Origin of the sequence: Arthrobacter sp. Marseille-P9274, assembly GCF_946892675.1 — a bacterium.
GTDB lineage: Bacteria > Actinomycetota > Actinomycetes > Actinomycetales > Micrococcaceae > Crystallibacter.
In genome coordinates this window covers 1,906,850-1,933,426 of record NZ_CAMPOV010000001.1, presented here as the reverse complement: position 1 = coordinate 1,933,426, position 26,577 = coordinate 1,906,850, and the positions used below count along the sequence as shown (strand labels likewise).

The window sequence follows — 26,577 nt, the reverse complement described above, 5'->3', positions numbered from 1 at the left end:
CTCTCCTTTGGAATGGGTCTCGGGGCTAGCTGTCGCTTACGGCGGCGGCGTCCTCGGCCTTGCCGAAGACCGGGTTGTGCACCTCGCCGAGGTTGATGTGGACGGCCTGCTGGTCGGTGTAGAAGTCGATGGAGCGGTAACCGCCCTCGTGGCCCAGGCCTGAAGCCTTGACGCCGCCGAAGGGGGTGCGCAGATCGCGGACGTTGTTGGAGTTCAGCCACACCATGCCGGCCTCGACATCCTGGGCGAAGTTGTGGGCCCGCTTGAGGTCATTGGTCCAGATGTAGGCAGCGAGGCCGTACTTCGTGTTGTTGGCCAGTTCGAGGGCCTCCTCGTCCGAATCGAACGGGGTGATGGCGACGACCGGTCCGAAGATCTCCTCCTGGAAGATCCGGGCGTCCGGTGCGACGTCGGCGAAGACGGTCGGCTGGATGAAGTTGCCCTCGGGGAATGCCTCCGGGCGGCCGCCGCCGGCAGTCAGGCGCGCCTCCTGCTTGCCGATCTCGACGTAGGACATGACCTTTTCGAAGTGCTCCGGGTGGACCAGGGCGCCGACCTCGGTGGCCTCGTCGTGGGGGTAGCCGACCTTCACGCGCTTGGCCTGGGCGGAGTAGCGCTCCACGAACTCGTTGTAGATGCTCCGCTCGACCAGGATGCGGGATCCGGCGGTGCAGCGCTCGCCGTTGAGGGAGAAGACGCCGAAGATGGTCGCGTCGATGGCGGCCTCCAAGTCGGCATCCGCGAAGACGACGGCGGGGGACTTGCCGCCCAGCTCCATGGACAGGCCCTTGAGGTAGGGAGCCGCGTTGCCGAAGATGATCTGGCCGGTGCGGGACTCGCCGGTGAAGGAGATCAGCGGGACATCCGGGTGCTTGACCAGGGAATCGCCGGCGTAGCCCTCTTCACCGAAGCCGTGGACGATGTTGAAGACACCCTCCGGCAGGCCGGCCTCTTCGAAGATCCCCGGCCACAGGGAGGCGGAGAGCGGGGTGAACTCGGCCGGCTTCAGGACCACGGTGTTGCCGGTCGCCAGGGCCGGGCCCAGCTTCCAGGACTCCAGCATGAAGGGGGTGTTCCACGGCGTGATCAGGCCGGCAACGCCGATGGGCTTGCGGTTGACGTAGTTGGCCTGGCGGCCGGGGACCTTGAAGGCGTCATCGTGCTGGGCGACGATCAGGTCGGCGAAGAAGCGGAAGTTCTCCGCCGCGCGGCGTGCCTGGCCCAGGGCCTGCTTGATCGGCAGGCCGGTGTCGAAGCACTCCATCTCGGCCAGTTCCTGGCCGCGGGATTCGACGATGTCAGCGATGCGGTGCAGCACGCGGGAGCGCTCGCGGGGAAGCATGGTCGGCCAGGGGCCGTTCTCGAAAGCGTCCTTGGCGGCGGCGACCGCCGCGGCCACGTCGGCGACCTTGCCGGATGCGGCCTTGATGTACGGCTTGTTGGTGACGGGGTCCAGGACGTCGAAGGTATCGCCATCGATCGAGTCGACGAGCTTGCCGCCGATGTAGTGCTGGAGGTGGGTGGGCAGGTTTTCGGGCACAAAGTGGTCGGCCATGATCTACCTTTCGTTGCGGGTTGGCGGAGGTTTGCTAAAGGACGGAGGGTGGTTGGTTCTTCTGGGCCATGTAGGCGTTGAGGGTTCCGGTCCGGTGGGCCCGGGCGGCCATCTCGATCTCGTGCGGGCTGGCTTTGGCCTCCAGGAGTTCGAGCAGCCCTTCGTGTTCTTCGACGGACTCCCGCGCCCGGCCGGGCACGAGGTCGAAGCTGGAGGCACGCATGGCGTTCAAGCGGTTCCAGCCGCGGTGCACCAGGTCCAGGATGTGCGGATTGGGGCACCGGCCGTAAAGGATGGCGTGGAATTGGTTGTTCAGCCGCGTGAAGCGGACCGGTTCGAAGTTCTCCAGGCACTCGCGCAGCTGGTTGTTCAGCTCGCGCGCCCGGCGAAGGTCCTCGTCGGTGATGAGGTGGGCGGCCAGGCCTGTCGCGGCGCCTTCGACGATGCTCAAGGTCTGCATAGTGTGCAGGTAGAGCGTCGCGTCGATGGAGGCAACCGTTGCTCCGACGTTCCGCTCGAAGGTGACGAGTCCTTCGGCCTCGAGCCGTCGGATCGCTTCCCGGACCGGAACTACGCTGCAACCGAGCTCGTCGGCGATGCTGCTCAGCACCAAGCGGTAGCCAGGCACCAGCTGGCCGTTGCCGATCCGCTCATGGAGCAGCTGGTAGGCCCGTTCCGACTTCGAAGCGGTCGCCGTCGCGGCGGTCGACATGGTCAGGCCCCGTTGCCTTCTGCAACCCACTGCTGGTACTTGGCCAGCCAGTCGGCGTTCATCGGGAACAGACCATCGATCTTGTGGCCTTCCTTGACCATCTGGAACACGAAGCTGTCGCGGCGTTCCTGCTCGACGACCTCGTCGGCGATTTCGGCGGCCAGGGCCGGCGGGATCACGAGGATGCCGTTGTCGTCCGCGACGATGATGTCCCCGGGCTGGATCGTGGCGCCGCCGCAGCCGATGGTCACGTCGTAGTCCCACGGGACATGCTTGCGCCCGAGCACCGCGGGATGGGCACCGTTGTAGAACGTGGGGATGTCCAGGGCCGCCACCTCGGAAAGGTCACGGACGCCGCCGTCGGTAATGATGGCTTCGGCGCCGCGGACCTGGGCGCGCATGGCGAGAATGTCGCCGAGCGTGCCCGAGCCCTTCTCGCCGCGCGCCTCCATGACCAGGATCTCGCCGGGTCCGACGGCGTCGATGATCCGCTTCTGGGCGTTGTAGCCGCCGCCGTGGCTCTTGAACAGGTCTTCGCGATTGGGCACGTAACGCAGCGTCCGGGCAGTGCCGATGACTTTCTGGCCCGGCTTGGTGGCCAGCAGCCCATCGACGCTGACGTTGTTGAGGCCGCGCTTGCGCAGTGCGCCGGAAATCGTCGCCGTGGCGACCGAGAGCAGCTTGGCCTTGACGTCGTCCGTCAGCGCCGACTTGCCCGTTACGGCCGGAGCCAAACCGGCCGCCTCTTCGCTGCCGAAGGCATCGACGCGGTCCTTGTCCGTGATCTTCGGGGTGTCGCCAAAGGACGCGAAGCCGTGCTCGCCCTGGACTACGGTCGTTGCCAGGCGTCCGGTGCTCAGCCCCGCTGCCTCGTCAGCGACCTCGACCTCCACGACATCGCCGGGAACAATGACCGAGGAGCCGGCGGGCGTTCCGGTGAGAATGACGTCACCCGGCTGCAGGGTCATCAGCTGGGACAGGTCGGCAACGATCCGGGCGAAGGAAAAGATCAGCCCCGCGGTCGTGTCGTCCTGGACAATCTCGCCATTGACCCAAGTGCGGATGCGCAGCGCGTCCGGGTTGACGTCGGCCGCCGGCAGCAGGGCCGGGCCGAACGGCGTGAAGCCGTCGCCTGACTTGGAGCGGATGTTCGAACCCTTGTCGGCGTACTTGATGTCGTAGACGCCGAGGTCATTGCTGGCGGTCACGAAGCCGACGTGTCCCCACGCGTCCTCGACCGAAACGCGGCGTGCGGCGGTGCCGATCACCAAGGCGACTTCACCCTCGAAGGCCAGAAGTTCAGTACCGGCCGGACGTTCGACCGTTCCGCCGGTGAGGGCCAGCGACGACGGGGCCTTCATGAAGTACGAGGGGTTGGCGGGAATCCGGCCGCGCTGTTCGGCGCGCGAGCGGTAGGAGAGGTGGACCGCCAGGACCTTGCCGGCCTCATTGATGGTCTGGGCGTCCACTTGCTGCAGGGTGGCCTGCGCGGTGCTTCGGGCGTTGTTGCCGTCGGACAAAGCTCCTCCTGATGTGATGTACGAAATCGTATACGATCCATCATGGCCTGTGTGGCCGATCACGTCAACCCCTGGTCGGAACATTTCCAAACGGTCAGTCATTCGCTCCCTTGGAGCGTGGGGCGGGAGCGGGGACGCGGGCGGGCTGTGGCCCCTTCTGGCGGACGACTCCACGAATGGGACGACTCCGCTCAGAACCGACTCCGCTCAGAACCGACTCCGCTCAGAACCGGCTCCGCTCAGAACCGGCTCCGCTCAGAACCGCCTACTGCCGGGATGCCGACTGTACCTACACACCGCCTGTTTTTTCTCGCCTTCGAATGCCTGTGCTCGTAGGGTGGCGGCATGGCCCTCATCCCATTGGACGCAACCGAAGAGATGGAAGCATCCATCCTCGGAATCCGTGAGCGCCTGCTGGAATTGGCTGCCCGGTTCCAAGCCGAGGCAGCGGTTCTGCCACCTCTGGATTTGGCTGCAGTTGTAGCAGCCTTCGAAGATGTATCGAAGGTCGTGGAGTTCTTCCAGGCCGTGGGTGCCCACGCCGTCGAACAGGCTGACCTAGCCGCCACGGTTGGAAACTCCGCTCCCAGTCAGTCGACGGCGGCCGATTTCGGCACCGCTGCGTGGGCCGACCCTGCGGCCGCCATTGGGATGCAGGACCCATTGGGCTCGTCGGAGCTGGCAGTAAGGAACCGCAAACGGCGGAAGACCGAGTTCGCCAACAACGCTGAGTATCTGCGCTCGCGGTTGGGAATCGGCATTGTGGAGGCGCGGCGCCGGATCAGGGTCGGGAAGGCCATCGCTAGGCCGGTTCGGCTCGATGGGGAAGTCGGAGCACCTGCCCTGCCGTCGCTCGCCCAGGCGATGGCTGCAGGTGAGGTCAGCGGCCACGCTGCTGCCCTGGTGACCGATTCGCTCGCCCGTGTTGCCTGCGTTGCCGACAACGAGACGTTGGAAGCCATGGAAGCCTCCCTAGTGCAGCAGGCTGCCGAAACGGATGCCGACACCTTGGGCATGGTGGCCAAAACCTGGGAAACCGCCGTCGACCAGAATGGAGCCGAGCCGAGCGAGGAAGAGCTCAAGGCCCGCCAAGGCGTCTTCTACCGAGGCCGGCGGCGGGGGCTGCACCAGTTCGTCATCAACACCACGGACGAACAGTACGAAGCCATGGCGACCGCCATGAACACCGCGACCAACCCGCGCATTCGACCGGACGCGATCCAAGTCGCGGCCGACGGAGGATCTGAATCGGTCGGGACGGGTGGTGTGGGTGGAGGCGTTGAACCGGTCGGGACGGCTGGTGTTGGCGGTGGCGTGGAAGGGGTCGGGACGGCTGGTGTCGGCGGAGGCTCTGAAGCGGTCGGGACGGGTGGTGTGGGTGGGCGAATTGAAGCCGAAGCAGACACCCTCGGTCGGCAAACCCGCGCCGACGAAGACGCGAGGTGGGCCGATCAGGCGGACGCGGCCTTTGTGTCGGACAATCCGGCCCTGGCGCCTAGCGTGCTGGCGGGACTGGACGGCTGCACCAGGGCGCAGAAATTGCTCGCCGGACTTGTCAGCACGTGCAAGATTGCCCTGAACACCGGTCGGCTTCCGGATTCCGGCGGACACCGGGCCCAGGTCGTTGTTACCACCGGATACGAGCAACTCGCCGGACTCCTGACAGGCGGCGCAAATGCGGTTTTCAACGGGCCCATTTCAGCGACGGCAGCCCGCCGCATGGCCTGCGATGCAGAGATAATCCCTGCCGTTCTCGGGTCCCGAGGCGAAGTCCTGGATCTGGGTCGCTCACAACGGTTCTTCAACCGAGCCACACGCCGGGCGCTCGTGGCCAGGGACAAGGGCTGCGCCTTCCCGGGATGCACGATGCCGGCCTTCTGGACGGAAGCGCACCATATCGTGCCGTGGTGGGCCGGCGGGCACACGAGTGTCTCCAACGGCGTCTGCCTGTGCATTCTGCATCATGATTTGATCGAGCAAGGCAACTGGACGATCAAAGTTGCAGAGGGGATTCCTTGGTTCACTCCGCCCGCCTACATTGATCCGGATAGAAGACCTTTGCGCAATGCGTATTGGCAGACGAGCCTCCCGCCTCGACCAAAGTCACGAAGTCAGCAGCTACTTCCGTCAAGACGGTAGCCCCGTCAGGGCTGTAGCTACTTCCGTCAAGACAGTAGCTACCTTCGTCGATACACCAGTCGCGTTAGGACGTAGTCACACCGGAGCAGTAGCTACTTCCAGGAACAGCCATGACGGCCGCTGGGCGTCGGCGGTGAAAGCGGAGGGCGACATCCCGGGTTCGTTGGGATTTGGAGCTGCTAGTCGAACTGCGGCCTAGGTTGTTCCCCGTAGCCAACTCAGTTCAGCCGACGCTGGGCGCCCGGTTCGGCGGAGTGGGGATCACCACATTGCCCGTGGTGACGTTGCCGGTGTCGGGACTGACGGCGCTGATACGGTGCAGCTGTGCCTCAACGGGAGCGGGAGGAGACGACTCCCGGGTTCCAGCGTTCGGTGGCAGAACGACGGTTTCGGTCCAGGACCGTAGCTGCAGTGCGACTTCATGCGCCGTCGGCCGGTTGTCGGGTTCACGGGCAGTCATCCGGCCCAGGAGTTCTTGCCAGTCGGCGCCGATGGTCTCCGGGATCGGCGGGTCCTTCAGAAGCCTGGCGACGGCGGATTCGACGATGGGACCGGGGAAGGCCTTTTCCCCGGTGAGGCATTCCAGCAGCACCAAGCCGAGTGAGTAAATGTCCGAGGCCGGCGTGACGGGCTGGCTCAGGGCCTGTTCCGGGCTGAGGTAGTTGGCTGTACCGATGGTTGCTCCATGAACCGTGGCTACCGAGGCATCGACGACGCGCGCGATGCCGAAGTCCGACAGTTTCGGGTGCAGCCGCGTGTCCAGGCTGCCGGTGTTGGACATCAGGATGTTGGCAGGCTTGATGTCGCGGTGCACGACGCCGTTCTCATGAATGTAATTAAGGGCATCAGCCAAGTCGGCGCCGATGTTGGCGACGGCTGCTGGCTTAAGCGGGCCGGCGGCCAGCATCTTGCGCAGGTCCTGGCCCTCGATGAGCTCCATCACCAGATAGTTGCTCATGGTGCCGCTGGAATCTTCGTACAGCCCGGCGTCGAGCAGGGTGACCAGCACCGGGTGGCTCAAGGTCGCCAGCAGCAGGGTTTCGGTATGCTGCCGCCGGTAAGCGTCGTCGTCGGGCGTTGTCGGCGTGAACATCTTGACCGCCACGTCCCTGTGCAACGTTTCGTCGAGTGCCCGGAATACGGTGGCTGCGCCGCCCGTACCGATGAGTTCGCCAGTCCTGTAGCGACCCCCAAGGAGAATGTCCACCAAGCCTCCACGCCCAGGATGTAAGTCTGCTGATTTGCCTCAATTCTACGGTACGGCTGTCGCACCCGGGACCATTTCCCGGCATCGTGAGCAGCGCCGCACCGCCGGCGAGGCAGCCCAGTTGGGCTGTAAGTGCCGCAGCGGGGCAGCGGAACGGGCCGGGGAGGACGCCGACGTGACGCAGCTAGGCGTGAGTGCCGCAGCGGGACAGCGGGGCAGCGGGCTGGAGGGCCAGGACGTCGCGCATAGATCGGCGTATCATGGGCGGCTGCCGCGAGGCGCCCGCCCATCACGGCTGGCTGCCGCGAGGCGCCCGCCCGTCACGGCTGGCTGCCGCGAGGCGCCCGCCCATCACGGCTGGCTGCCGTGAGGAGGCCTCTAGCTGGCGAGGAAGTCGATGGCGGCTGTCTTGAAGGCCCGGCTGGTGATGGCGTTGGCATGGGTCCTGGCCGGGAGCCACTGCAGCTCGGCGCGGGGAGCCAGCTTGGCCAGCTCCGGTGCCGTCCGCGCCATCTCATCTCGTTCACCCGCCACCAGCAGCACGGGCATTCGCGGTACGGCCTCGGAGGGGACGAACGGCTCCGTCTTGATCGCTTCGATCATGGTCAGCAGGGCAAAGACGTCATTGCCGGGCACCAGCTGGGCCATGCGCAGCAGCTCCGCCGTGGACGGGTCTGCGATCTCCGAGCCGTCCGCCAGGTAGCGCTGGGCGGCCGGCAGGTCGAAGTCGGCCAGGGGGTCGTGGGCGCCGGGCCCGCCGAGCACGATTCTGTGGACCAGTTCGGGCTGGGTGGCACCGAACTCCCACGCCAGACGCGCGCCCAGCGAATAGCCGATCAGGTCCACTCCGGTGGAATCGTCGTCGTCCTTTAAGGGGCGCACGTGCGCATTGAGGATCAGCTGCAGCAGGTCCGCGCGGATCCGGCTGGGCGAGTAGGCGTCCATCTCCTCCGGTGCGGGGCTGCCCCCGTGGCCGGGCAGGTCCACGGTGACGACGCGCCGCCCGGCCTGGGTCAGCGCGGTGATCCAGCCTGCGTCCTCCCAGTTGAGCTTGGTGGAGGATGCGAACCCGTGGAGCAGGATGATCGGACGGTGCGGGCCGGTGGTTCCCGGTGCGGCCTCGTGGACGTGCACGTTCAGGTGCGGGTCCACGCCCTCCACGGTCTGATCGCGGTGCCTGCCCATGCCGGTCAGTCCTCGTCCAGGTTGGCGGTCAGCCGGACGCGGCGCTTGGGTGCCTGCTCCTGGGGCACCGTGCCGACGATGCCGGCGGTGTCGTCCGGGACTTCGAAGACGATCAGCGGCTCGCCGACCTTGATGATGTCACCGGGTTCGCCGTAAACCCGTAGGACCTTGCCGGCCTGCGGGGAGGGGAGTTCCACGGCGGATTTGGTGGTTTCGACCTCGACCAGCGGGTGGTTCCGCTCGATCTGTTCGCCCTCGGCGACGAGCCACTCCAGCACGGTTGCCTCGATCAGGCCCTCGCCCAGGTCCGGCAGTGGAAAGGAAATTTCAGCCACGGCGATACTCCAATACTCGCTGGATCCCGAACAGGATGCGGTCAATGTTGGGAATGTACTCGTCCTCCAGGTCTCCTGAGGGATACGGTACGTCGAAACCTGTGACCCGCTCAACGGGCGCCTTCAGTGTCGCGAAGCAGTGCTGGGTAATGAGCGCGGCTACTTCCGCGCCCAGGCCGGAGGTCAGGGGTGCTTCGTGGACGACGACGGCGCGGCGCGTCTTGGTGACGGAGGCCGCCAGTGCTTCGGCGTCAATGGGCTTGAGCCAGCGCAGGTCCAGCACCTCGATGTCGATTCCGTCTTCGGCTGCGAGTTCGGCAACCTGCAGGCAGCGGACGACCATGGCGCCCCAGGCCACCAGCGTCAGATGCCGGCCCCCGCGGACAACGCGGGCGCCTTCGGGGGAGTAGCCGGTGCCGGCGGTGTCCACGGGGCCCTTCTGCCAGTAGCGGGACTTCGGCTCCATGAAGACCACCGGGTCGGGCCTGCCGGCAGCGAACTTGAGCAGGTGGTACGCCTCATTCGGGCTCGACGGCGAGACCACCTTGAGCCCGGGAACGTGCGCGAAGAGCGCCTCGAGCGATTCCCCGTGGTGCTCCGGGGCGCGGATGCCGCCGAAGCTCGGCACGCGCAGGGTGATGGGCATGGGCAGCTTGCCGCGGCTGCGGTAGTTCATGCGGCCGACCTGGCAGATGATCTGGTTGACCGCCGGGTAGGCGAAACCGTCGAACTGAACCTCGGGAATCGGGTGGTAGCCGGCCATGGCCAGGCCGACGGACATGCCGAGGATGCCGGATTCGGCGAGCGGGGTGTCGAAGACCCGGTCTTCGCCGTACCTGCGCTGCAGGCCGTCGGTGACGCGGAAGACGCCGCCGAGCTGGCCGACGTCCTCGCCCAGGACCATGGCCTTGGGGTCGGCCTCAAGGACCTCGGAGAGTGCGCGGTTCAGGGCCTGCTGCATGGACAAGGTCTCGATGGCCGGCTCTGCAACCGTCGCCTCTGCAACAGCCGTCTGGGTGGCAGCCGTGTCTGTGTAAGCCGGGGCCTGACGCCCGCTCCCTGCCGCAGGTTCGATCGTCTCGACGAATTCCAGCTGCGCCGCGGCATCCCGGGTGTTGTCGCGCGCTGCTTCGAGGTCGCTGAGGGTGGTGTGCTCAGACATGTTCGGACTCCTCCCGCCAGGCGCGGGCCTGTGCCTTCAAAGCTGGTGTCGGTTCCTGGTAGACGAAGTCGAACATCTCCGTGCCGGGGCGTGATCCAAGGCCGATGATGCCCTCGCGGATGCGTTCCTCCTCCGCCTTGGCCGCGGCGAGCGCTTCGTCGAAGAAAGCCTCATCGGCAAGTCCCTCTGCCAGGAGGTGCGCGCGCATGCGCTGGATCGGATCCTCGCCCGCGTCGGCCCGCTCGGCCTCGAGGGTGCGGTACCGCCCTGGGTCATCGCTGGTGGAGTGCGGTCCGCGGCGGTAGGTCATGGCCTCGACGATGGCCGGTCCCTTGCGCGAGCGGGCGTGCGCCAGTGCGGCCGCCGTCGCCTCGGCGACGGCAACGACGTCGTTCCCGTCAACCTGCAGCGAAGGAATGCCGTAGCCCGCCGCGCGGGCCGCGACCGACCCGCCGGCGACCTGGCGTTCCGTGGGCATGGAAATGGCCCAGCCGTTGTTCTGGATGAAGAAGACCACGGGGGCCTTCATGACGGCAGCGAAGTTCATTGCCTCATGGACGTCGCCTTGGGAGCTGGCGCCGTCACCGAAGTAGGTGATGGCTGCGCCGCCGGTTCCGTCCATGGTCTGGGCATGGGCCCAGCCGACGGCGTGCAGCACGGAGCCGGCCACGACGGCCTGGATCGGCGCGAAGCGCGACGCCGCGGGGTCGTAGAGCCCGCCGTGCCAGGTGGCTTTGTGCGTGGCCATGTACTCCACCATGTCGACGCCGACGGTGCGGGCCACGCCCATCTCCCGGTAGGTGGGGAACACGAAGTCGCGGGACATGTCCAGCACGTAGCCGCTGCCGACCTGTGCCGCCTCCTGCCCCAGTTCGGGGGCGTAGCCGGGGATCAGGCCCTGCCGCTGCCAGCGGATGGCCGACTCGTCCAGGCGGCGCACGGCCACCATGAGGCGGTACAGCCGGCGCTGGTCATCGTCGGTCAGGACAGCGTGGTCAAGGCCAGGCAATTCAGCGGCCATGCTGGTTCCTCCTAGCTCGTCAAGGCAGGCCGGCCGCGCTGGAATCGGCGCCGTCGGAAGCCGTGGGGTTTCTGCCAGTGACCCTAATCACCGGCGCCAGGAGTGTGCAACAAGAGCAAGAACCACCATGCAGAGTGTGCAATCAGTGAGGTTCGGATTCCTGCTCTGGGGGCAATTTGTCAGCTGTGGTGCAGGGCATCGGCGGTGGTGTGCCTTCGGTTCACGGCGAGTCTGCTCAGCAGTGCAATCACGGTGATCAGGGCGGCTGTGCTGCCGAGCTGGAGTGCTGTGGCCGGAGAGAACAGGCCGATGATGATGATCCCGGCCAGCAGCACGAGGCCGATGCCGCTTGTCCAGGGATAACCAGGCAGTTTCATCGGCAGCGGTTCGCCCTCGCGCACGGCACGCCGGCGGAGGATGAGCTGGGACAGCAGCACCATTCCCCATACGGCCAGGCAGGTCGAGCCGACAAAGTTCAGCAGCACCGGGAGCACCTTTTCCGGGAACAAAAGCTCCAGGACGGTGGCGGCGAAGCCGAAGGCCACCGAGGCGAGCACGGCGGGAACGGGGACGCCGCGCGAGGTGATGATCTGCAGCCCGGCCGGGGCATCGCGGCGCCGGGAAAGCGAGAAGATCATGCGGGATGCGCCGTAAAGATTCGCGTTGAGGGCGGACAGCAGGGCGACGGCGGCGATCAGCGTGATGGCGACGTCCGCGCCGGGGATCCGGGCCTCCGTGAGGACCGCCGCGAAGGGCGAGGCCAGGGACGGCGAATCCCACGGCACCGCCAGCGTGATGACCAGGACGGAGCCGACATAGAACACCAGGATGCGCCACACCACCGTCTTGACCGCCCGGGCCACGCTGCGCTGCGGGTTCCTGGTTTCGGCGGCGGCAACCGCGACGATTTCGGTGCCTCCGAAGGCGAAGATGACCACCAGCAGGCCGGTGGCGATGCCGCCGAGGCCTGCCGGGGCGAAGCCGTCCGTTCCGAGGATGTTGGTCAGGCCCGGCGACGGTGTCTGCGGCAGCCAGCCGGCCATCAGGGCTACGCCGACGGCCAGGAAGGCCAGGATGGCCGCAACCTTAATGATGGCGAACCAGAATTCGAACTCGCCGTAGTTGTTCACGCCGAGCAGGTTGATGGCGGTGAATATGACCATGAACGTCAGGGCCAGCAGCCACACCGGCAGCCCCGGCCAGACGGAGGCGATCAGCCCGGCGGCCCCCACCGCTTCCGCTGCGATCACAATGACCAGCTGTCCCCACCAGAGCCAGCCGATAGTGGCACCCGCCGTCGGACCCAGCGCCTTCTCTGCATAGGTGGAGAAGGCGCCGCTGCTGGGATGCGCGGCGGCCATCTCGCCCAGCGCTCCCATCACGATGATCACCAGGGTCCCGGCGATCAGGTAGGACACCAGCACCGCGGGCCCGGCCGCCTGGACCCCTGCTCCGGAGCCGAGGAACAGGCCCGCGCCGATGGCGCTGCCGAGTCCCATCATGATCAGCTGCCGCGGCTTCATGGATTGGCCGAGTCCGGCGTGATGGGTGCCAGTGGACTGCCCGGACGTACGGGGGAATCTCGTCATTGTGGAATTTCCTGTCATCACACTGCCGCGGTGGCGGCAGGCAGCGGGCGCGGGCCTTCGCCGCTGCATTTGGTCCAGCCGGCGGCCCGGATGACAATTTGTATGTCCCGCAGCCGAATGGCTAGTCAAACCGAAAGAGGTTTCAACGGATGAATATCGATTCGCTGGATTCGGATATCGTCACGCTGTTCAGCCAGGACCCGAGAATGTCCGTCCTGGAAGCCTCCCGGGTCCTTAAAGTGGCCCGTGCCACGGTACAGGCCCGGCTCGACAAGATGCAACGCGCCGGGGTGATCGCCGGGTGGGGACCGCGCCTGGAGCCGGCCGAACTCGGCTACGTCGTGAAGGCCTACTGTTCGCTCGTCATCCGGCAGGAGATCGGCCACGACGCCGTCGCTGCCGCGCTCGCACGCATTCCCGAGGTCCTGGAACTGCATACCGTATCCGGCGAGAGCGACCTACTCGCCTGCGTCGTCGCCAGGTCCAACGCCGACCTGCAGCGCGTGCTGGACGAAATCACAGGCACTAATACCGTGCTTCGGTCCTCCTCGGTGATTGTCCTGAACAGCCATTTCGAAAGCCGGACGCTGCCTTTGGTCCAGGCTGCGTCCGGGAGGCGGGACGCCGAGCCGCAAGGATAGCGCCGGACCGGGTGCCGAGGTCCATGACGGAGCGCCGAGCCGGAAGCGTTGACGGAAGCTCCGGGGGAGCTCCGGGATCGGGAGCAGGGTAGGGGTCGGCGGAGGCTGCCCGGGCCTCCGGCATGCAGGGCGGCACCAGCGGGCTGCTTCATCAACGGGCTGCTTCGGTAACGGGAACAGGGTAGGGCGCGGCGGAGGTTGTACGGGCCTCCGGCATGCAGGGCAGCACCAACGGGCAGCTGCACCAACGGCCAGCTTTACCAACTGGTCGGCTTCGTCAACCGGCAGCTTCAGGGGCCGTTGGCGCCCAGGCGCATCCGGCCAGAAGCGGCACGCCATGTGCGTCACAGTGCGCCTAGCCGCAGCACGAGATTGGGTCAAAATGACTTTAACCCGCTACAATGAGTTCTGGTCATCTTGACCTTTACTAGCGACGGCGATGTGTTGGCACGGAGGGGAGCGGCGCCATGGTGTATTCAGCGAATGTGTCAGAGCGGCGCCGGCAGCCGCCGGAGCTGGCGATTTCCACCGTGATCTTCGCGCTGCGGGGCGACGGCGAGACGTCGGGGCCGACGCTCTGGCTGCCGCTGGTCCGGCGCACCCGCCAGCCGTACCAGGAACTGTGGGCCCTGCCCGGCGGGCCGCTGAGCGCGGCCGAATCCCTGCAGGACGCGGCAGCCAGGAACCTCCAGGAGACCACGGGCCTGCAGCCGGACTACCTGGAGCAGCTCTACGCCTTCGGCGGGCTTGACCGTTCGCCCGCCCAGCGCGTCGTCTCGATCGTCTACTGGGCGCTCGTCAAGCCGGACGAGGCGGCGCTCGCGCAGGAAACCGACAATGTCCGGTGGTTCCGGGCGGACGGGGTGGGCCAGCTCGCCTTCGACCACAACCAGATCGTCGACTATGCGCTCTGGAGGCTGCGGAACAAGGTTGCCTACAGTTCCATCGCCTACGCGTTCCTCGGCGAGAAGTTCACCCTGGCCCAGGTCCGCGAAGTCTACGAGGCAGTGCTCGGCAAGACCCTTGATCCCGCCAATTTCCGGCGCCAGTTGCGGACGGCACCGGATATCGAGGCGACCGACGAATACCTCCAGGGTGGCCGGCACCGTCCGCCCCGGCTCTTCCGCTACACCGGTTCGACCGGTCCCAAAAACGGCCCGCTCGCCTGAGCCGGCACCCTTCCACAGCCAGCGACAGCCAGATTACGACAGCCAGATTAACGGAGAGACCCATGGCATCGATCAGCAGCACCATCGACCTCATGACCCGGCCCGAGGCCGAGGCGGCCGCGGCGTCCGGCGGCACCTGCAGCTCGGACTTGGTGAAGGCGCCGTGGAATTTTGACGGCGGCGCCCTCCCGGCGTACGGGCCCGGGGCCTCGATGGCGGACAGCGCGCCGGCGGCCACGCCGCGGCAGGGGCAGATCGCCGAGGAGTACCGGCTGGCCTCGGACGAAGAGCTCGATGCCCGGATCCTCGCGGCCAAGGAGAAGCTGGGGGACAGACTGGTCATCCTCGGGCACTTCTACCAGCGCGACGAGGTCGTGAAGTACGCGGACTTCGTGGGCGACTCCTTCCAGCTGGCGCAGGCGGCCAAGGAGAAGCCGGAGGCCGAGGTCATCGTCTTCTGCGGCGTGCACTTCATGGCCGAAACCGCTGACATGCTCTCCGGCGAGGACCAGGCCGTGATCCTGCCGAACCTGGCCGCCGGCTGCTCCATGGCGGACATGGCGGACTCCGATTCGGTGCAGGCCTGCTGGGACCAACTGAGCGGCATCTTCGGCACCGAGCCGGACGAGGACGGCAAGATCCCGGTCATGCCGGTGACATACATGAACTGCTCTGCCGCGCTGAAGGCCTTCGTGGGGGAGCACGGCGGCATCGTGTGCACCTCCTCCAACGCGGCGACCGTGCTGGAATGGGCCTTCCGGCGCGCACAGCGGGTGCTGTTCTTCCCGGACCAGCACCTGGGCCGCAACACTGCCAAGGCCATGGGTGTCCCGCTGGAGCAGATGCCGATGTGGAACCCGCGCCAGGCCCTCGGTGGCAATGACGAGCAGACCCTGCTCGATTCCCGCGTGATCCTCTGGCACGGGTTCTGCTCCGTGCACAAGCGGTTCACCGTGGACCAGATCGAGAAGGCCCGGGCCGACTACCCTGGCGTGCGCGTGATAGTGCACCCGGAGTGCCCAATGCCGGTGGTCGACGCCGCGGACGAGTCGGGCTCCACCGACTACATCCGCAAGGCCATCGCCGCCGCCGAGGAGCCTACGGTTTTCGCCGTCGGTACCGAGATCAACATGGTCAACCGGCTCGCGGCCGAGTACCCGCAGCACACCATCTTCTGCCTGGACCCGGTGGTCTGCCCCTGCTCCACGATGTACCGGATCCACCCCGGCTACCTGGCATGGGTGCTGGAGGCCTATGCGGGAACGGACTCGCTGTCCGGCGGCGAGATCCTCAATCGCATCACCGTGCCCGAGTCCGTCGCCGTCCCGGCCCGCGTGGCCCTCGAGCGGATGCTGGCCGCACGCCCATGACCGCGGCCCCTAGCGCAGGCCCGCTGCGCGCCGTCGTCGTTGGTTCCGGCATTGCCGGACTGTACGCCGCCGCACTGGCCGCGGAACGCCCGGGCGTCGAGGTGACCCTGCTGGCCAAGGGCGCGCTGGAAATGAGCAACACATGGTTCGCGCAGGGCGGCATCACCGCCGTCACTGCCCAGGGCGGCGCGGCCGGCGATTCGGTGCAGGCGCATGCCGCGGACACCTTCCGCGCGGGCGCGGGCATGAACGACGACGACGCGGTGCAGCTCCTGTGCTCCGCCGCTGCCGGCGAGATCGCGGTCCTGCGGGACTGGGGCGTGGCCTTCGACCTGGACGGAAACCGGCTGGCCCTCGGGCTGGAGGGAGCGCACTCGGCCGCGCGCATCCTGCACGCTGGCGGGGACAGCACCGGAGCCCGGATCGCCCGGGTCCTGGTCGACCGGGTGCGGGCGCTCGCCGACGCCGACCGGCTGCGTATCCGCGAGCACGCCTTCGTGCAGCGGCTGCTGCTGGACGGCAACCGCGTCACGGGGGTCGAAGTGCTCGAGGGGACGCGGACCACACGGAGCACCGAGGTTGCTGCCGACGTCGTGATCCTCGCGACCGGGGGAGCGGGCCAGCTTTTCGAGGCGACCACGAATCCTGCTTCGGCGACCGGGGACGGAGTGGCGCTGGCGTGGGAAGCCGGCGCGGTGCTCGCGGACTTGGAGTTCATCCAGTTCCACCCGACGCTGCTGGACCCGGCGGCGACCGGCGGCGCCGCCTTCATGATCTCCGAGGCGGTGCGGGGCGAAGGCGCCCTGCTAGTGGATGCGTCCGGGCGGCGGTTCATGGCGGAATACGACGAGCGGGCCGAACTGGCGCCGCGGGACGTGGTCTCGCGCGCCATCTGCCAGCAGCTGCGGCTGCTCGAAGGCCGGGGCGACGAACCGCGGGTCTACCTGGACGTCACGGGGATTGCGGCGAGGCGCGGCCCGGACTTTCTGGCCCGCCGGTTCCCGACCATCGACCGGACCGTGAAGTCCCTCGGCTTCGACTGGAACACCGTGCCGCTGCCCGTTGTGCCCGCGTCGCACTACTGGATGGGCGGGATCCGGACGGACACGTCGGGGCGGACGTCCCTGCCGGGCCTGTTTGCGGTCGGGGAAACGGCGTGCACCGGGGTGCATGGTGCCAACCGGCTGGCCTCGAATTCCCTCCTGGAGGGGCTGGTCTTCGCCCGCCGCGCCGTCGATGCGCTGCATGCCGGGAGCGGCAGTACGCCGGTCTTCGCGGCCGTGCCGCTGGAGCTGCAGGACGGGACCGTCGAGTGCACGCCGGCCCAGGTCCGCACCCTGATGTCGGAGGCCGCCGGCGTCACGCGCGATGCGGCGGGGCTGGAGCTGGCGGCGAAGCAGCTCCGGCAGTGGCGCGCGCCCGGTCCGGGCTCGGTCGAATCGGGGAGGGCCGGCGCGGGTCCGGCCGCGGCGGAACATCGCAACCTGCTCACCAACGCCCGGCTGGTGGTCGCCGCCGCCGCCGCGCGGCGCGATTCGGTCGGCGCCCACTTCCGCACCGACTTCAGCCAGTCGCCGGCCGGTGCGGACCGCCTGCACTTCGTCAACGCCAGCGCGGTCAACGCCTCGGCCAGCAATGCCAACGCGGCCGGGGCCTCGGCCAGCAATGCCAACGCGGCCGGGGCCTCGGCCAGCAATGCCAACGCGGCCGGGGCCTCCGCCAGCAATGCCAACGTGATCAGCTCGGTCAGCACCAGCCCGGTAAGTATCGGCCCGGTCGGCACCGACCCGGCCAGCACCAGCCCGGCCAGCACCAACCTGCCCGGCCCCCAAGCCAGCAACGCCAACGCGGCCGCGCGCCGCCTCGTCAAGGAGCCTGCATGAGCCCCATCCTTCCGCCCGACCAGCCCGCCGTGGAGCGCATCGTCGCCGCCGCGCTCGCCGAGGACGCGCCGTGGGGCGACGTCACCTCCAACGCGCTGATTCCCGCGGTGGCCGGCGCGACGGCGGAACTCACCGCACGCGAGCCCGGCGTGTTCGCCGGGGCTCCGGTGCTGCAGACCGTGTTCCGCCACGTGGATTCCGCCGTCGCCGTGGAGCTCAAGGTGCAGGACGGGGAGGTGTTCGAGGCCGGCCAGGTGCTGGCCGTCGCCAGCGGCAGCGCGCGCTCCATCCTGCTCGCCGAACGGGTGGGCCTGAACCTGCTGCAGCGGCTGTGCGGCATCGCCACCCAGACCGCGGCGTTCGTGGCGCGGGCCGAGGGCACCAAGGCCCGGATTGCCGACACCCGCAAGACCACCCCGGGCCTGCGCGCGCTGGAGCGCTACGCCGTGCGCTGCGGCGGCGGGCACAATCACCGGTACTCGCTCTCGGACGCCGTTCTGGCCAAAGACAACCATCTGGCCGTCATCACCGAGGGCGGGCGGCGGGACCTGACGGAGGCGCTCCTGGAGGCGAAGGCCGGCCTGCCGCATACGGTCCATTTCGAGGTCGAGGTGGACCGGGCGGAGCAGATCGAGCCCGTGCTGGCCGCCGGGGTGGACACGATCATGCTGGACAACTTCACCGTCGACCAGCTGCGCGCTGGCGTCGCGCAGGTGGCGGGCCGCGCGCTGGTGGAGGCCAGCGGCAACGTCCGGCTGGACACGGTCGCGGACATCGCCGCCACCGGCGTCGACATCATCTCCTCCGGGGCGCTGACCCACAGCGTCCGCTCGCTCGACCTCGGACTGGACATCAGCATCCCATGATCTACCTCGACGCCGCCGCCACTGCCCCGGTCCGCCGGGAAGTCCTCGAAGCCATGTGGCCGGCCCTGACCCAGGACTTCGGCAATCCCTCGAGCCACCACACGGTCGGGGAGGCGGCGGCCCGTGCCCTGGAGTATGCGCGGACGACGGCGGCATCCGTGCTTGGGTGCCGGGCCGGCGAGATCGTTTTCACCTCCGGCGGGACGGAATCGAACAACCTGGCAATCAAGGGGATCAGCCTCGCGACGCCGCGGGACCGCCACGTGGTGACCTCCGCTGTCGAACATCCCTCGGTGCTGGAAGCCGCGGATTACCTGGAGCGGTTCCACGGCTTCCGCGTGACGCGTGTGGGCGCGGACGCCGACGGCGTCGTGGACCTGGCGCAGTTGGCCGGGGCGCTGACAGCCGGGACGACCCTGTGCACCGTGATGTACGCGAACAACGAGGTCGGGACCGTCCAGCCCGTGGCCCGGATCGCCGAGCTTTGCCTCGAGGCCGGGGTGCCCTTCCACACGGACGCTGTCCAGGCCGCCGGCTGGCTGCCGCTTGACGCGGCCGCGCTGGGCGCCGACGCGATCAGCATCTCCGGCCACAAGCTCGGCGCCCCCAAGGGCTGCGGGCTGCTGTACGTCGCCGGGCGGCTGCCGCTGGAGCCGGTGCTGCACGGCGGCGGCCAGGAACGCGGGCGCCGCTCCGGCACCGAAAACGTCGCCGGAGCCGTCGGCGTCGCCACTGCGCTGAAACTGGCCGAGGCCGAGCGCCCGGCGTCGGCCGAACGCCTCCGGGGCTACCGCGACTTTCTGATTGACACGGTGCTCAAGGCCGTGCCGGATGCATTCGTGACCGGCCACCGGACCGAACGACTTCCCGCCAGCGCCTCCTTCTGCTTCCCGGGAACCTCCGGGGAGGCCGTGCTGCTGGAGCTGGAGCGGCGGGGCGTGGTGTGTTCCAGCGGGTCGGCCTGCGCGGCCGGGTCCGACGAGCCCTCCGTCGTCCTGCTGGCCATGGGCATCGACCCCGACGCGGCCCGGACGGCCGTGCGGCTGACCTTCACGTCCGCCGTCAAGGAGGCCGAGATCGCGCTCGCGGCCAGGTCGATTGCCGGCGCAGTGCAGTCGGTCCGGTCGCTCGCCCGCTGACACGGGCAGGGCCGGGCGGATTCAGCCCGCCGTGCCGGAGCCGATAGTGTGGGCGGAAAGGGCGAACCCGCCTGGGGTCGCCGCACAGCCACCCCAGAGGAGCCTCCATGAAACGAGCGGTCTCGGCCCGCCTTGTTGCCAAAACCGCCGCCAATACGTCGCTGGTATTCGCCGTCGCCATTGCCCGGCCGCAGAGCTTCGCGTCCTGCGACGAGGAGTTTGTCCTCACCGTCGACGGCGAGCCGGTCGAACTGCAGGAGCACGCCGACGACCACGGCGGACGCTTGCACACGCTGCAGGTGGCGGATCCCGCCGTCGTTCAACTGGATTACCGGGCCACCGTGCTCGGCGAGGCCGCTCCCGCGGCGGGCCGGCCCACGGAACTGATCAAGTACGTGCGGCCCAGCCGCTACTGCGAGTCGGACAAGCTGCTGCCCACGTCCTACGCCGAGTTCGGGTCCCGGCGGGGAACGGAGCTGATCCGGAGCGTGCGCGAGTGGGTGGCGAAGGAGCTGAGCTATGTCAGCGGGTCGTCGCGGTTCACCGACGGCGCCGTCGAGACCCTGCTGGCACGCCGCGGGGTCTGCCGCGACTATGCGCACCTGGTGATTTCGCTGCTGCGCGCCAAGGACGTCCCGGCCCGACTCGCCGCCGTCTACGCCCCCGGGCTGCAGCCCATGGACTTCCACGCCGTGGCGGAGGCCTACGTCGACGGCACGTGGCACATGGTGGACGCCACGGGCATGGCGCCGCGCGCCTCGATGCTGCGGATTGCCACGGGAAGGGACACGGCGGACACGGCGTTCCTGTCGACCGTCGGCGGCAGCCTGAGGCTGCAGGAAATGCGGGTCACGGCCGAAGCCGAGGGCTTCCCGTCGGAGGAGGATCCCTCGCTGCCGTTCCAGCTGGGCTGACCGGTCTGCAACACTTTGGACACGGCGCTCCCGCCTATACCGGACTGCTCCGCTCCGTCGGTACCGTTGACTCCATGCGCATCGACTGCGCGGAGGACGCTGCGGGCCCGGCACGGGTCCGGGCGGTTGCCGGGCGGCGGTGGGCCAGGTCGGCTTTTGGGGAAAGGGGAGCGCCATGCGGATCACGGGGAGCCGGTACCGGCGCGTTGCGGCGGCTGTGCTGTGCCTTGCGCTGCTATCGGGCTGCGCTTCGGGAGAACCTGACGGCAGTTCGTCCGGCAGCGCCGCTGCCACGGCCACGGCTTCGGCGGGGGCCAGCCAAGCCTCCGGGGCGGCACCGCTGCCGAAGGCCTCCGTCAAGGGTTGGAAGGTGTACTCCGATCCGGACCGGACCATCAGCTTCGAGCTGCCGGCCGACTGGATCGTGCAGCGCCAGGCCAAGCCGACGATGTCTTCGGACGGAGGCCTCCACCTGAACGTACGGGATGCCGCAGGCAAGGTCGTCGCGGAGCTGCACACCCGGCTGAAGGTGCCGAAGGACAAGTGCGGTCCGGGAGAGGCCAGGGAATATTCGGTGGTGCTCACGGAACCCGCCAAGGTGGCTTCGGCCGGCGGCAAGGATTCGCTCAAGCCGCTGTTCGTGTTCCGGACGCTGCTGGGCTACCAGTACTTCGGCTCCTATGGGCTTACCGACCAGGCCGGCGGAGACGGGATTTCCGCGTGCCGCCTGCAGAACACCGTGGCGGGTCCGAAACCAGTCGGCGTGTACTCCTTCGCCAATGCGGCCGTGCACGGGGCGCCGGCGCAGGGCAAGGACACCGGGGCGCTGGAGATGTTCGGCCTGATCGCGGAGGCAAAGGCGTTCACGCAGACGGAGCGCTTCAAGACGATCAAGCAGGTCATTAAGTCCCTGAAGATCCACCCGGAAGGCAAGGCCTGACGACGCCTCCGGCAGCAAGAGTGCCGGGGACTGCTTGCCGCAGTGGCCGCTTTGCAAGCCCGGTGAGTGCAGCCCCAGTGCCTTGCCGGCCCGGCCGCTGGAGCCGGCCCGGCCGCTGGAGCCGGCCCGGCCGCTGGAGCAGACCCGGCCGCTGGAGCCGGCCCGGCCGCTGGAGCAGACCCGGCAGGCCGGCCAGCGGTGCGCCAGGCTTAGCTGTTCTTGAGTCCGGTCCGGAGCTTGTCCGTCAGCTCGTGGAGCTGGCGGAACTCGGCCTCGCTCAGCCGCGGGGCGAGCATTTCGTGCAGATGCCGGACATGCTCCCGCCCGATCTCCTGCTGCAGCTGCGCACCGGCCTCGGTCAGCGAGATCTCGATGCCGCGCTGGTCCGCCTCCGCGGTGCGCCGCCGGACTAGTCCCTTGGCCTCGAGACGCTCCACCATCCGGCTCAGGCTCGGCTGGCTGATCAGCAGGGCTTCGTTCAGCTCATTCAGCCGTGTCCAGCCGGAGGGACAGTTGCTGAGATTGAACAGGACGTCGTATTCGCGCATGCCCAGCTTCTTGAATTCCGGCAGCTGCTGGAGCCGTCGCATCACGGCTACCTGGGTCCGGAAGAGGGACTCCCAGGCTTCTGTCGTGGTGCGGATCTGCGGCTGGTTAGCCATGCGCTACTGCCTCGGCTTCCTTGCGTGCAGCCTTGCGGCTGGCGTGGGTCGGAGCGTCCGGCACATGGGCCGGCCTGCGGGCTGCGAACTCGCGCTTGAGTACCGGCAGGACTTCCTCGCCGAAGAGGTCGAGCTGCTCGAGCACAGTCTTCAGCGGCAGGCCGGCGTGGTCGATCAGGAAGAGCTGGCGCTGGTAGTCACCGAAGGAGTCGGCGAAGCTGAGCGTCTTCTCGATGACCTGCTGGGGGCTGCCGACGGTCAACGGGGTCTGCGCGGTAAAGTCCTCCATCGACGGGCCGTGGCCGTAGACCGGTGCGTTGTCGAAGTATGGGCGGAACTCATTGACGGCGTCCTGCGAGTTCTTCCGCATGAAGAACTGTCCGCCGAGCCCGACGATCGCCTGGTCCGCCTTGCCGTGGCCGTAGTGCTCGTAGCGCTCCCGGTAGAGACCGATGAGCTGCATGTAGTGCTCCTTCGGCCAGAAGATGTTGTTGGCGAAGAAACCGTCGCCGTAGTACGCGGCGAGTTCCGCGATCTGCGGCGTGCGGATGGAACCGTGCCAGACAAAGGGGGCGACGCCGTCGAGCGGGCGCGGGGTGGAGGTGAAGTTCTGCAGCGGGGTGCGGTGCTTGCCCTGCCAGTTGACCACGGCCTGGTCCCAGAGCTTGCGTAGCAGCGCGTAGTTCTCCACCGTCAGCTCCAGCGAGTCCTGGATGTTCTTGCCGAACCACGGGTACACGGGGGCCGTGTTGCCGCGGCCCAGCACCAGGTCCACGCGGCCGTCGGAGACGTGCTGCAGCATGGCGAAGTCCTCGGCGATCTTGACCGGGTCGTTCGTGGTGATCAGCGTGGTTGCGGTGGACAGCGTGATCCGCTCGGTCTGCGCCGCGATGTAGCCCAGCAGGGTGGTGGGGGAGCTGGAGAAGAAGGGTTCATTGTGGTGCTCGCCGATGGCGTAGACGTCCATCCCGATCTCTTCCACCTTCTTGGCGATGGCGATGGATGCCTTGATCCGCTCCGACTCGGTGGGCATGCTGCCGTTGGTCGGGTCCCGGGTGATGTCCGAAACGCTGAAGACGCCGATTTCCATGGTGGCGAGTCCTTTCATGATGAGGCCGGTGCGTGGCCGCTTTCCATGTTACATGCGATTGCATCTATGGACTCAACCGCGGAACGGCTCCGTTCATTCCCAGCCAGGCATTCCCGGTCAGACGATGGCGGGCTCGGGCACTTTCTCCACGGGCTGCTGCCGTGCAGCCGCCCGGCGCTCGCGCCGGCCTTCCACCAGGCGGTACAGGACCGGGACCAGGATCAGCGTCAGGGCAGTGGAGGAGGCCAGGCCGCCAATAACGACGACGGCGAGCGGCTGGGCGATGAATCCTCCTCCGCCGGTCAGTCCCAACGCCATGGGCGTCAGCGCGAACACCGTGGCCAGTGCGGTCATGAGGATCGGGCGGAGGCGCTGGCGCGCGCCGTGTTCGATGGCCTCGGCCACGGGCAGGCCGGGGCTGCCGTCGTGAGGGGCGCGGTACTGGTTGATCAGGTCGATCAGCACAATGGCGTTGGTCACCACGATGCCAACCAGCATCAGCATGCCGATCAGTGACGGCAGGCCGAGCGGAATCTGGGTGATGACGAGCAGGCCGATGGCGCCGGTCGCGGCGAAGGGCACCGAGACGAGCAGGATGAGCGGCTGGAGCAGGCTCTTGAAGGCCGCGACCATGATCACGTAGACGATCGCCACGGCGGCGAGGAGGGCCAGGCCAAGCTGTTCGAAGGATTCCGCCTGCTGGGTCGCCGCACCGCCGAGCGCCGCGTCGACACCTGCCGGCAGGTCCAGTCCGTCAAGGGCGGACTGAACCTCGCGGCTGAGGGCGCCGAGGTCGTCGCCTGCGGCGGTGACGGAAATGACCGCCGTGCGTTCCCCGCCGGAAGAAGTGATCGAGGTCGGCACCCCTACTTCCTCGACCGTGGCGACGTCGGTCAGCGGGACGGGTCCGGCCGCCGTGGGGATCTGGACGTCGCGCAGTTGCCCGATGCTGGTGAGTTCCGTTCCCTCGCCGACCTGCACCGGGAAATCGGTGGTGCCGATCCGCACCGTGCCGCCCGGGAGCGGGCTGATCGTGGAGGCGACCAGGCCGGCGATCTGCTCCTCGTTGAGCCCCGCCTCGATAGCCTTGGCCCGGTCCACCGAAACCTCGATCACCGGCTCGGATGCCGCCAGGTTGCTCGATACTTCCGCCGCGCCGGGGACCTCGCGCAGCGCGGCAGCCACGGTATCGGAGGAAGCCTGAAGCTGCTTCGGGTCGGCGGCGGAGAGATTGACGTCCACGGTTCCGGAGGTGCCGAAGCCGCCGCCCTGCGTGCTCAGCGTGATTGCGCCGGCGTCCGGCAGGTCTGCGACCGAGGTGCGGACGCTGGCCCGCAGGACCTCCTGGTCTGCGCCTTCCTCGGTGATGACGGTGTACTGGGCCACCGACGCGCCGGCGGAGCGGAACGCGCCCACGCCATCGACGCTGTTGCCGATGGTGACCTGGACATCCCGCACGCCTTCAGTCCCGGACAGCAGGTCTTCGACGTCCTGCGCGGCCCGGTCCGTGGCCTCGAGGCTGGTTCCCGGCGGAAGCTCCTGGCGGAGGCTGAAGCTGTTCTGTCCCGAGTCGCCCAGCAGGTTGGTCTGCATCAGGGGGACCATGGCTACGGTTCCGGCGAGCACGATGACGGCGGCCACGCACGTGATGACGGGGTGCCGCTGCGTACCGGCCAGCAGCGGCAGGTAGCCGCGCTGGAGTCGAGAGCGCTTCTCCGACGCGGTGGCGCGGGCGCGTACCGCCGCGGGATCCTCCAGCTGCGGCGGGGACTTCACGAACCAGTAGGCGAGCACCGGAACGATGGTCAGCGACACGAGCAGCGAAGCCAGGAGAGCCAGGGCCGTGGTGATGGCGAAGGGCCGGAACAGCTCGCCGGCCAGGTCCTGGACAAACGCGATCGGGAGGAAGACCGCCACCGTGGTCAGCGTGGAGGCGGTGATTGCTCCGGCCACTTCGCGGACGGCCGTCAGGATCGCAGTGCGCTTGTGCTCCCCGTAGCCCAGGTGGCGTTTGATGTTTTCGACGACGACGATCGAGTCGTCGACCACGCGGCCGATGGCGATGGTCAGGGCGCCGAGGGTGAGGATGTTGAGCGAGTAGCCGAACGCCGAGAGGCCGATGAACGTGACCAGCAGCGACAGCGGGATGGAGATGGCCGTTATCAGGGTCGAGCGCACCGAGAGCAGGAAGACGAGGATGACCAGGACGGCAAAGCCGAGACCGAGCAGGCCTTCGGTGGTGAGGTCCTTGATGGACTTCTCGATGAAGGGGGCCTGGTCGAAAACAGTGGTGAACTTGGCGCCGTGCCCGATTTCGGCTTCGAGTTCGGGCAGCAGGTCGGCGACGGCGTGGGAGAGGCCGACGGTGTCGCCGTCCGGCGTCTTGGTGATTGACAGGGCGAGGGTCTCGACGCCGTTGGTGCGGGTGATGGAGGTGCGGGCATCGTCGGCGATGCTGACTTTGGCAACCTCGCCGATGGTGGCCGGGGCCGCTGAGCCACCCTGCGGTGCGGTCTCGGCAGGCGCTCCGGACTGGGCCGGGGGCGCGGTCTGCGATTCCCCGGGAACCTGGCCCGGAACCTGGCCGGACGCCTCCGGCGACACACCCGCGGCCGGTGGTTCCGCCGTCGTACTTCCCGCCGGGGGAGCCGCGGCACCCGGTGTCTGCGCCGTGGATTCCCCGGTCGTCGCCCCGTCCGCCGCGGCCGGGGACTGCGTCGTCGAGCTCTCCGCAGGGGCCAGCGGCAGGGCTTCGATGGCTTTGAGGCTGTCCAGCGGGCTGCCGATCTGGACCGAGATGCTGCGGCCGTCCGGCTCGACGGTGCCTGCGGGGACGAGGCCGCCGCTGTTCTGCAGGCTGTCCACGATGGAACCGGCGGTCAGACCCCGTTCTGCCAGCGCCGCTTCGTCCGGGAGAATGGAGATATGGCGGCGCGCGCCGCCGGAGACGTCGGCGCTGCGAACGCCCTCAAGCTTCTGCAGGCGCGGGACCGTGAGCCGGCTCAGCTCCGTGTTGAGCTCACTGAGCTCAAGGTCGGAGGACACCGCCAGGAAGACGACCGGGAAGTCGCTGATGCTTCCGGCCAGTGATTGCGGCGCCACGTCGTCGGGCAGCAGCTGGCGGGCATTGGAAATGGCCCGGTCCACCTGGCTGCGCGCACGGTCCAGGTTGGTGCCGTAGGCGAACGTCAGATTGACCGTGGACAGCCCGGTACGCGACGTCGCCGCCGAGGATTCGAGACCCTCGACGGCGTTGAGCGCGGATTCCAGCGGTTCGCTGATCTGTTTGTCCACTACTTCCGGGGAAGCCCCCGGCATCGCCGAGACGACGGTGATGCGCGGGAACTCCAGCGACGGAATCAGCTCTTGCTTGAGCGAGCCCATGGTGATCACCCCGAAGACCGTGGCAAACACGGTAATCAGGGCGATCAGGGCCCGGTTGCCCAGCGACAGCGAAGCCAGCTTGTGCACGGGCGGG

21 protein-coding genes are annotated in these 26,577 nt (G+C 68.1%); 9 read left to right on the top strand and 12 right to left on the bottom strand.

Going from position 1 to position 26,577, the window contains the following annotated elements; genetic code table 11:
- Positions 1-25: 25 nt before the first annotated feature.
- From hpaE to OC550_RS08800, 3 genes are read right to left on the bottom strand one after another with little or no spacing between them, the layout of a single operon-like run.
- Positions 26-1,555 (bottom strand): 5-carboxymethyl-2-hydroxymuconate semialdehyde dehydrogenase, encoded by a 1,530-nt coding sequence (gene hpaE / locus OC550_RS08810; protein ID WP_262105234.1) that lies wholly within the window; start codon positions 1,553-1,555, stop codon positions 26-28.
- A 34-nt stretch (positions 1,556-1,589) separates the two neighbouring features.
- Positions 1,590-2,267 carry a GntR family transcriptional regulator gene (locus OC550_RS08805; protein WP_262105232.1) on the bottom strand — a complete coding sequence of 226 codons (678 nt, stop codon included), beginning with the start codon at positions 2,265-2,267 and terminating at the stop codon, positions 1,590-1,592.
- Between the two features lie 2 nt (positions 2,268-2,269).
- Entirely contained in the window at positions 2,270-3,745 is a 1,476-nt protein-coding gene (locus tag OC550_RS08800) for a fumarylacetoacetate hydrolase family protein (protein ID WP_262106297.1), read from the bottom strand.
- Between the two features lie 387 nt (positions 3,746-4,132).
- On the opposite strand from OC550_RS08800, the gene OC550_RS08795 reads away from it, so the two are divergent.
- Positions 4,133-5,926, top strand: a complete 1,794-nt coding sequence (locus tag OC550_RS08795; protein ID WP_262105230.1) for an HNH endonuclease signature motif containing protein — start codon at positions 4,133-4,135, stop codon at positions 5,924-5,926.
- Between the two features lie 223 nt (positions 5,927-6,149).
- Here OC550_RS08795 and OC550_RS08790 read toward each other — a convergent pair whose 3' ends face one another.
- From OC550_RS08790 to OC550_RS08765, 6 genes are all read right to left on the bottom strand, one after another.
- On the bottom strand, positions 6,150-7,133 hold the full coding sequence (locus tag OC550_RS08790) for a serine/threonine-protein kinase (RefSeq protein WP_262105227.1): 984 nt from the start codon (positions 7,131-7,133) through the stop codon (positions 6,150-6,152).
- A gap of 378 nt (positions 7,134-7,511) precedes the next feature.
- The gene (locus OC550_RS08785; RefSeq protein ID WP_262105226.1) at positions 7,512-8,318 is read right to left on the bottom strand and encodes an alpha/beta fold hydrolase; all 807 of its coding nucleotides are present in this window, start codon (positions 8,316-8,318) and stop codon (positions 7,512-7,514) included.
- 5 nt (positions 8,319-8,323) lie between these two features.
- Positions 8,324-8,653 (bottom strand): biotin/lipoyl-containing protein, encoded by a 330-nt coding sequence (locus OC550_RS08780; protein ID WP_262105224.1) that lies wholly within the window; start codon positions 8,651-8,653, stop codon positions 8,324-8,326.
- Complete coding sequence (locus OC550_RS08775; RefSeq protein ID WP_262106296.1) at positions 8,646-9,614, bottom strand: alpha-ketoacid dehydrogenase subunit beta; 969 nt, start codon at positions 9,612-9,614, stop codon at positions 8,646-8,648. The genes OC550_RS08780 and OC550_RS08775 overlap by 8 nt, the downstream gene beginning before the upstream one ends.
- A 193-nt stretch (positions 9,615-9,807) precedes the next feature.
- Positions 9,808-10,836 carry a thiamine pyrophosphate-dependent enzyme gene (locus OC550_RS08770; RefSeq protein ID WP_262105222.1) on the bottom strand — a complete coding sequence of 343 codons (1,029 nt, stop codon included), beginning with the start codon at positions 10,834-10,836 and terminating at the stop codon, positions 9,808-9,810.
- Positions 10,837-11,015: 179 nt separating this feature from the next.
- Entirely contained in the window at positions 11,016-12,425 is a 1,410-nt protein-coding gene (locus OC550_RS08765; RefSeq protein WP_262105219.1) for an amino acid permease, read from the bottom strand.
- 149 nt (positions 12,426-12,574) lie between these two features.
- Here OC550_RS08765 and OC550_RS08760 point away from each other — a divergent pair, with 149 nt between their 5' ends.
- The 8 genes from OC550_RS08760 (at position 12,575) to OC550_RS08725 (ending at position 21,347) form a co-directional block, all read left to right on the top strand.
- Positions 12,575-13,066 (top strand): Lrp/AsnC family transcriptional regulator, encoded by a 492-nt coding sequence (locus OC550_RS08760; protein ID WP_262105217.1) that lies wholly within the window; start codon positions 12,575-12,577, stop codon positions 13,064-13,066.
- Positions 13,067-13,533: 467 nt separating this feature from the next.
- Positions 13,534-14,235: an NUDIX hydrolase gene (locus tag OC550_RS08755; RefSeq protein ID WP_262105215.1), complete on the top strand. Its 702-nt coding sequence runs from the start codon at positions 13,534-13,536 to the stop codon at positions 14,233-14,235.
- 62 nt (positions 14,236-14,297) lie between these two features.
- On the top strand, positions 14,298-15,605 hold the full coding sequence (gene nadA, locus OC550_RS08750; protein WP_262105213.1) for a quinolinate synthase NadA: 1,308 nt from the start codon (positions 14,298-14,300) through the stop codon (positions 15,603-15,605).
- A complete protein-coding gene (gene nadB, locus OC550_RS08745) occupies positions 15,602-17,488 on the top strand; it encodes an L-aspartate oxidase (RefSeq protein WP_262105211.1) in 1,887 nt (628 codons plus the stop codon). Before nadA ends, nadB begins: the two co-directional genes overlap by 4 nt.
- Positions 17,485-18,354, top strand: a complete 870-nt coding sequence (gene nadC, locus OC550_RS08740; RefSeq protein WP_262105209.1) for a carboxylating nicotinate-nucleotide diphosphorylase — start codon at positions 17,485-17,487, stop codon at positions 18,352-18,354. Before nadB ends, nadC begins: the two co-directional genes overlap by 4 nt.
- Positions 18,351-19,493, top strand: a complete 1,143-nt coding sequence (locus OC550_RS08735) for a cysteine desulfurase family protein (protein ID WP_262105207.1) — start codon at positions 18,351-18,353, stop codon at positions 19,491-19,493. Before nadC ends, OC550_RS08735 begins: the two co-directional genes overlap by 4 nt.
- Positions 19,494-19,600: 107 nt before the next feature.
- Positions 19,601-20,407 (top strand): transglutaminase family protein, encoded by an 807-nt coding sequence (locus OC550_RS08730; protein ID WP_262105205.1) that lies wholly within the window; start codon positions 19,601-19,603, stop codon positions 20,405-20,407.
- A gap of 175 nt (positions 20,408-20,582) precedes the next feature.
- Positions 20,583-21,347: a hypothetical protein gene (locus OC550_RS08725; protein ID WP_262105203.1), complete on the top strand. Its 765-nt coding sequence runs from the start codon at positions 20,583-20,585 to the stop codon at positions 21,345-21,347.
- Between the two features lie 209 nt (positions 21,348-21,556).
- On the opposite strand, the gene OC550_RS08720 is transcribed toward OC550_RS08725, so the two are convergent.
- The 3 genes from OC550_RS08720 to OC550_RS08710 all read right to left on the bottom strand — a co-directional run bounded on the left by OC550_RS08720 (position 21,557) and on the right by OC550_RS08710 (position 26,570).
- Positions 21,557-22,009, bottom strand: a complete 453-nt coding sequence (locus OC550_RS08720; protein WP_262105201.1) for a MarR family winged helix-turn-helix transcriptional regulator — start codon at positions 22,007-22,009, stop codon at positions 21,557-21,559.
- Positions 22,002-23,099 carry an LLM class flavin-dependent oxidoreductase gene (locus tag OC550_RS08715; RefSeq protein WP_262105199.1) on the bottom strand — a complete coding sequence of 366 codons (1,098 nt, stop codon included), beginning with the start codon at positions 23,097-23,099 and terminating at the stop codon, positions 22,002-22,004. Before OC550_RS08715 ends, OC550_RS08720 begins: the two co-directional genes overlap by 8 nt.
- Before the next feature lie 117 nt (positions 23,100-23,216).
- On the bottom strand, positions 23,217-26,570 hold the full coding sequence (locus OC550_RS08710; RefSeq protein WP_262105197.1) for an efflux RND transporter permease subunit: 3,354 nt from the start codon (positions 26,568-26,570) through the stop codon (positions 23,217-23,219).
- Positions 26,571-26,577 lie beyond the last annotated feature (7 nt).

What these genes read in the sequence shown, in the direction of transcription:
- hpaE (WP_262105234.1), bottom strand. Translation starts at nt 1,555, where the DNA reads ATGGCCGACCACTTTGTGCCCGAAAACCTGCCCACCCACCTCCAGCAC.
- OC550_RS08805 (WP_262105232.1), bottom strand. Translation starts at nt 2,267, where the DNA reads ATGTCGACCGCCGCGACGGCGACCGCTTCGAAGTCGGAACGGGCCTAC.
- OC550_RS08795 (WP_262105230.1), top strand. Translation starts at nt 4,133, where the DNA reads ATGGCCCTCATCCCATTGGACGCAACCGAAGAGATGGAAGCATCCATC.
- OC550_RS08785 (WP_262105226.1), bottom strand. Translation starts at nt 8,318, where the DNA reads ATGGGCAGGCACCGCGATCAGACCGTGGAGGGCGTGGACCCGCACCTG.
- OC550_RS08775 (WP_262106296.1), bottom strand. Translation starts at nt 9,614, where the DNA reads ATGCAGCAGGCCCTGAACCGCGCACTCTCCGAGGTCCTTGAGGCCGAC.
- OC550_RS08770 (WP_262105222.1), bottom strand. Translation starts at nt 10,836, where the DNA reads ATGGCCGCTGAATTGCCTGGCCTTGACCACGCTGTCCTGACCGACGAT.
- OC550_RS08765 (WP_262105219.1), bottom strand. Translation starts at nt 12,425, where the DNA reads ATGACGAGATTCCCCCGTACGTCCGGGCAGTCCACTGGCACCCATCAC.
- OC550_RS08760 (WP_262105217.1), top strand. Translation starts at nt 12,575, where the DNA reads ATGAATATCGATTCGCTGGATTCGGATATCGTCACGCTGTTCAGCCAG.
- OC550_RS08755 (WP_262105215.1), top strand. Translation starts at nt 13,534, where the DNA reads ATGGTGTATTCAGCGAATGTGTCAGAGCGGCGCCGGCAGCCGCCGGAG.
- nadA (WP_262105213.1), top strand. Translation starts at nt 14,298, where the DNA reads ATGGCATCGATCAGCAGCACCATCGACCTCATGACCCGGCCCGAGGCC.
- nadB (WP_262105211.1), top strand. Translation starts at nt 15,602, where the DNA reads ATGACCGCGGCCCCTAGCGCAGGCCCGCTGCGCGCCGTCGTCGTTGGT.
- nadC (WP_262105209.1), top strand. Translation starts at nt 17,485, where the DNA reads ATGAGCCCCATCCTTCCGCCCGACCAGCCCGCCGTGGAGCGCATCGTC.
- OC550_RS08735 (WP_262105207.1), top strand. Translation starts at nt 18,351, where the DNA reads ATGATCTACCTCGACGCCGCCGCCACTGCCCCGGTCCGCCGGGAAGTC.
- OC550_RS08730 (WP_262105205.1), top strand. Translation starts at nt 19,601, where the DNA reads ATGAAACGAGCGGTCTCGGCCCGCCTTGTTGCCAAAACCGCCGCCAAT.
- OC550_RS08725 (WP_262105203.1), top strand. Translation starts at nt 20,583, where the DNA reads ATGCGGATCACGGGGAGCCGGTACCGGCGCGTTGCGGCGGCTGTGCTG.
- OC550_RS08720 (WP_262105201.1), bottom strand. Translation starts at nt 22,009, where the DNA reads ATGGCTAACCAGCCGCAGATCCGCACCACGACAGAAGCCTGGGAGTCC.
- OC550_RS08715 (WP_262105199.1), bottom strand. Translation starts at nt 23,099, where the DNA reads ATGGAAATCGGCGTCTTCAGCGTTTCGGACATCACCCGGGACCCGACC.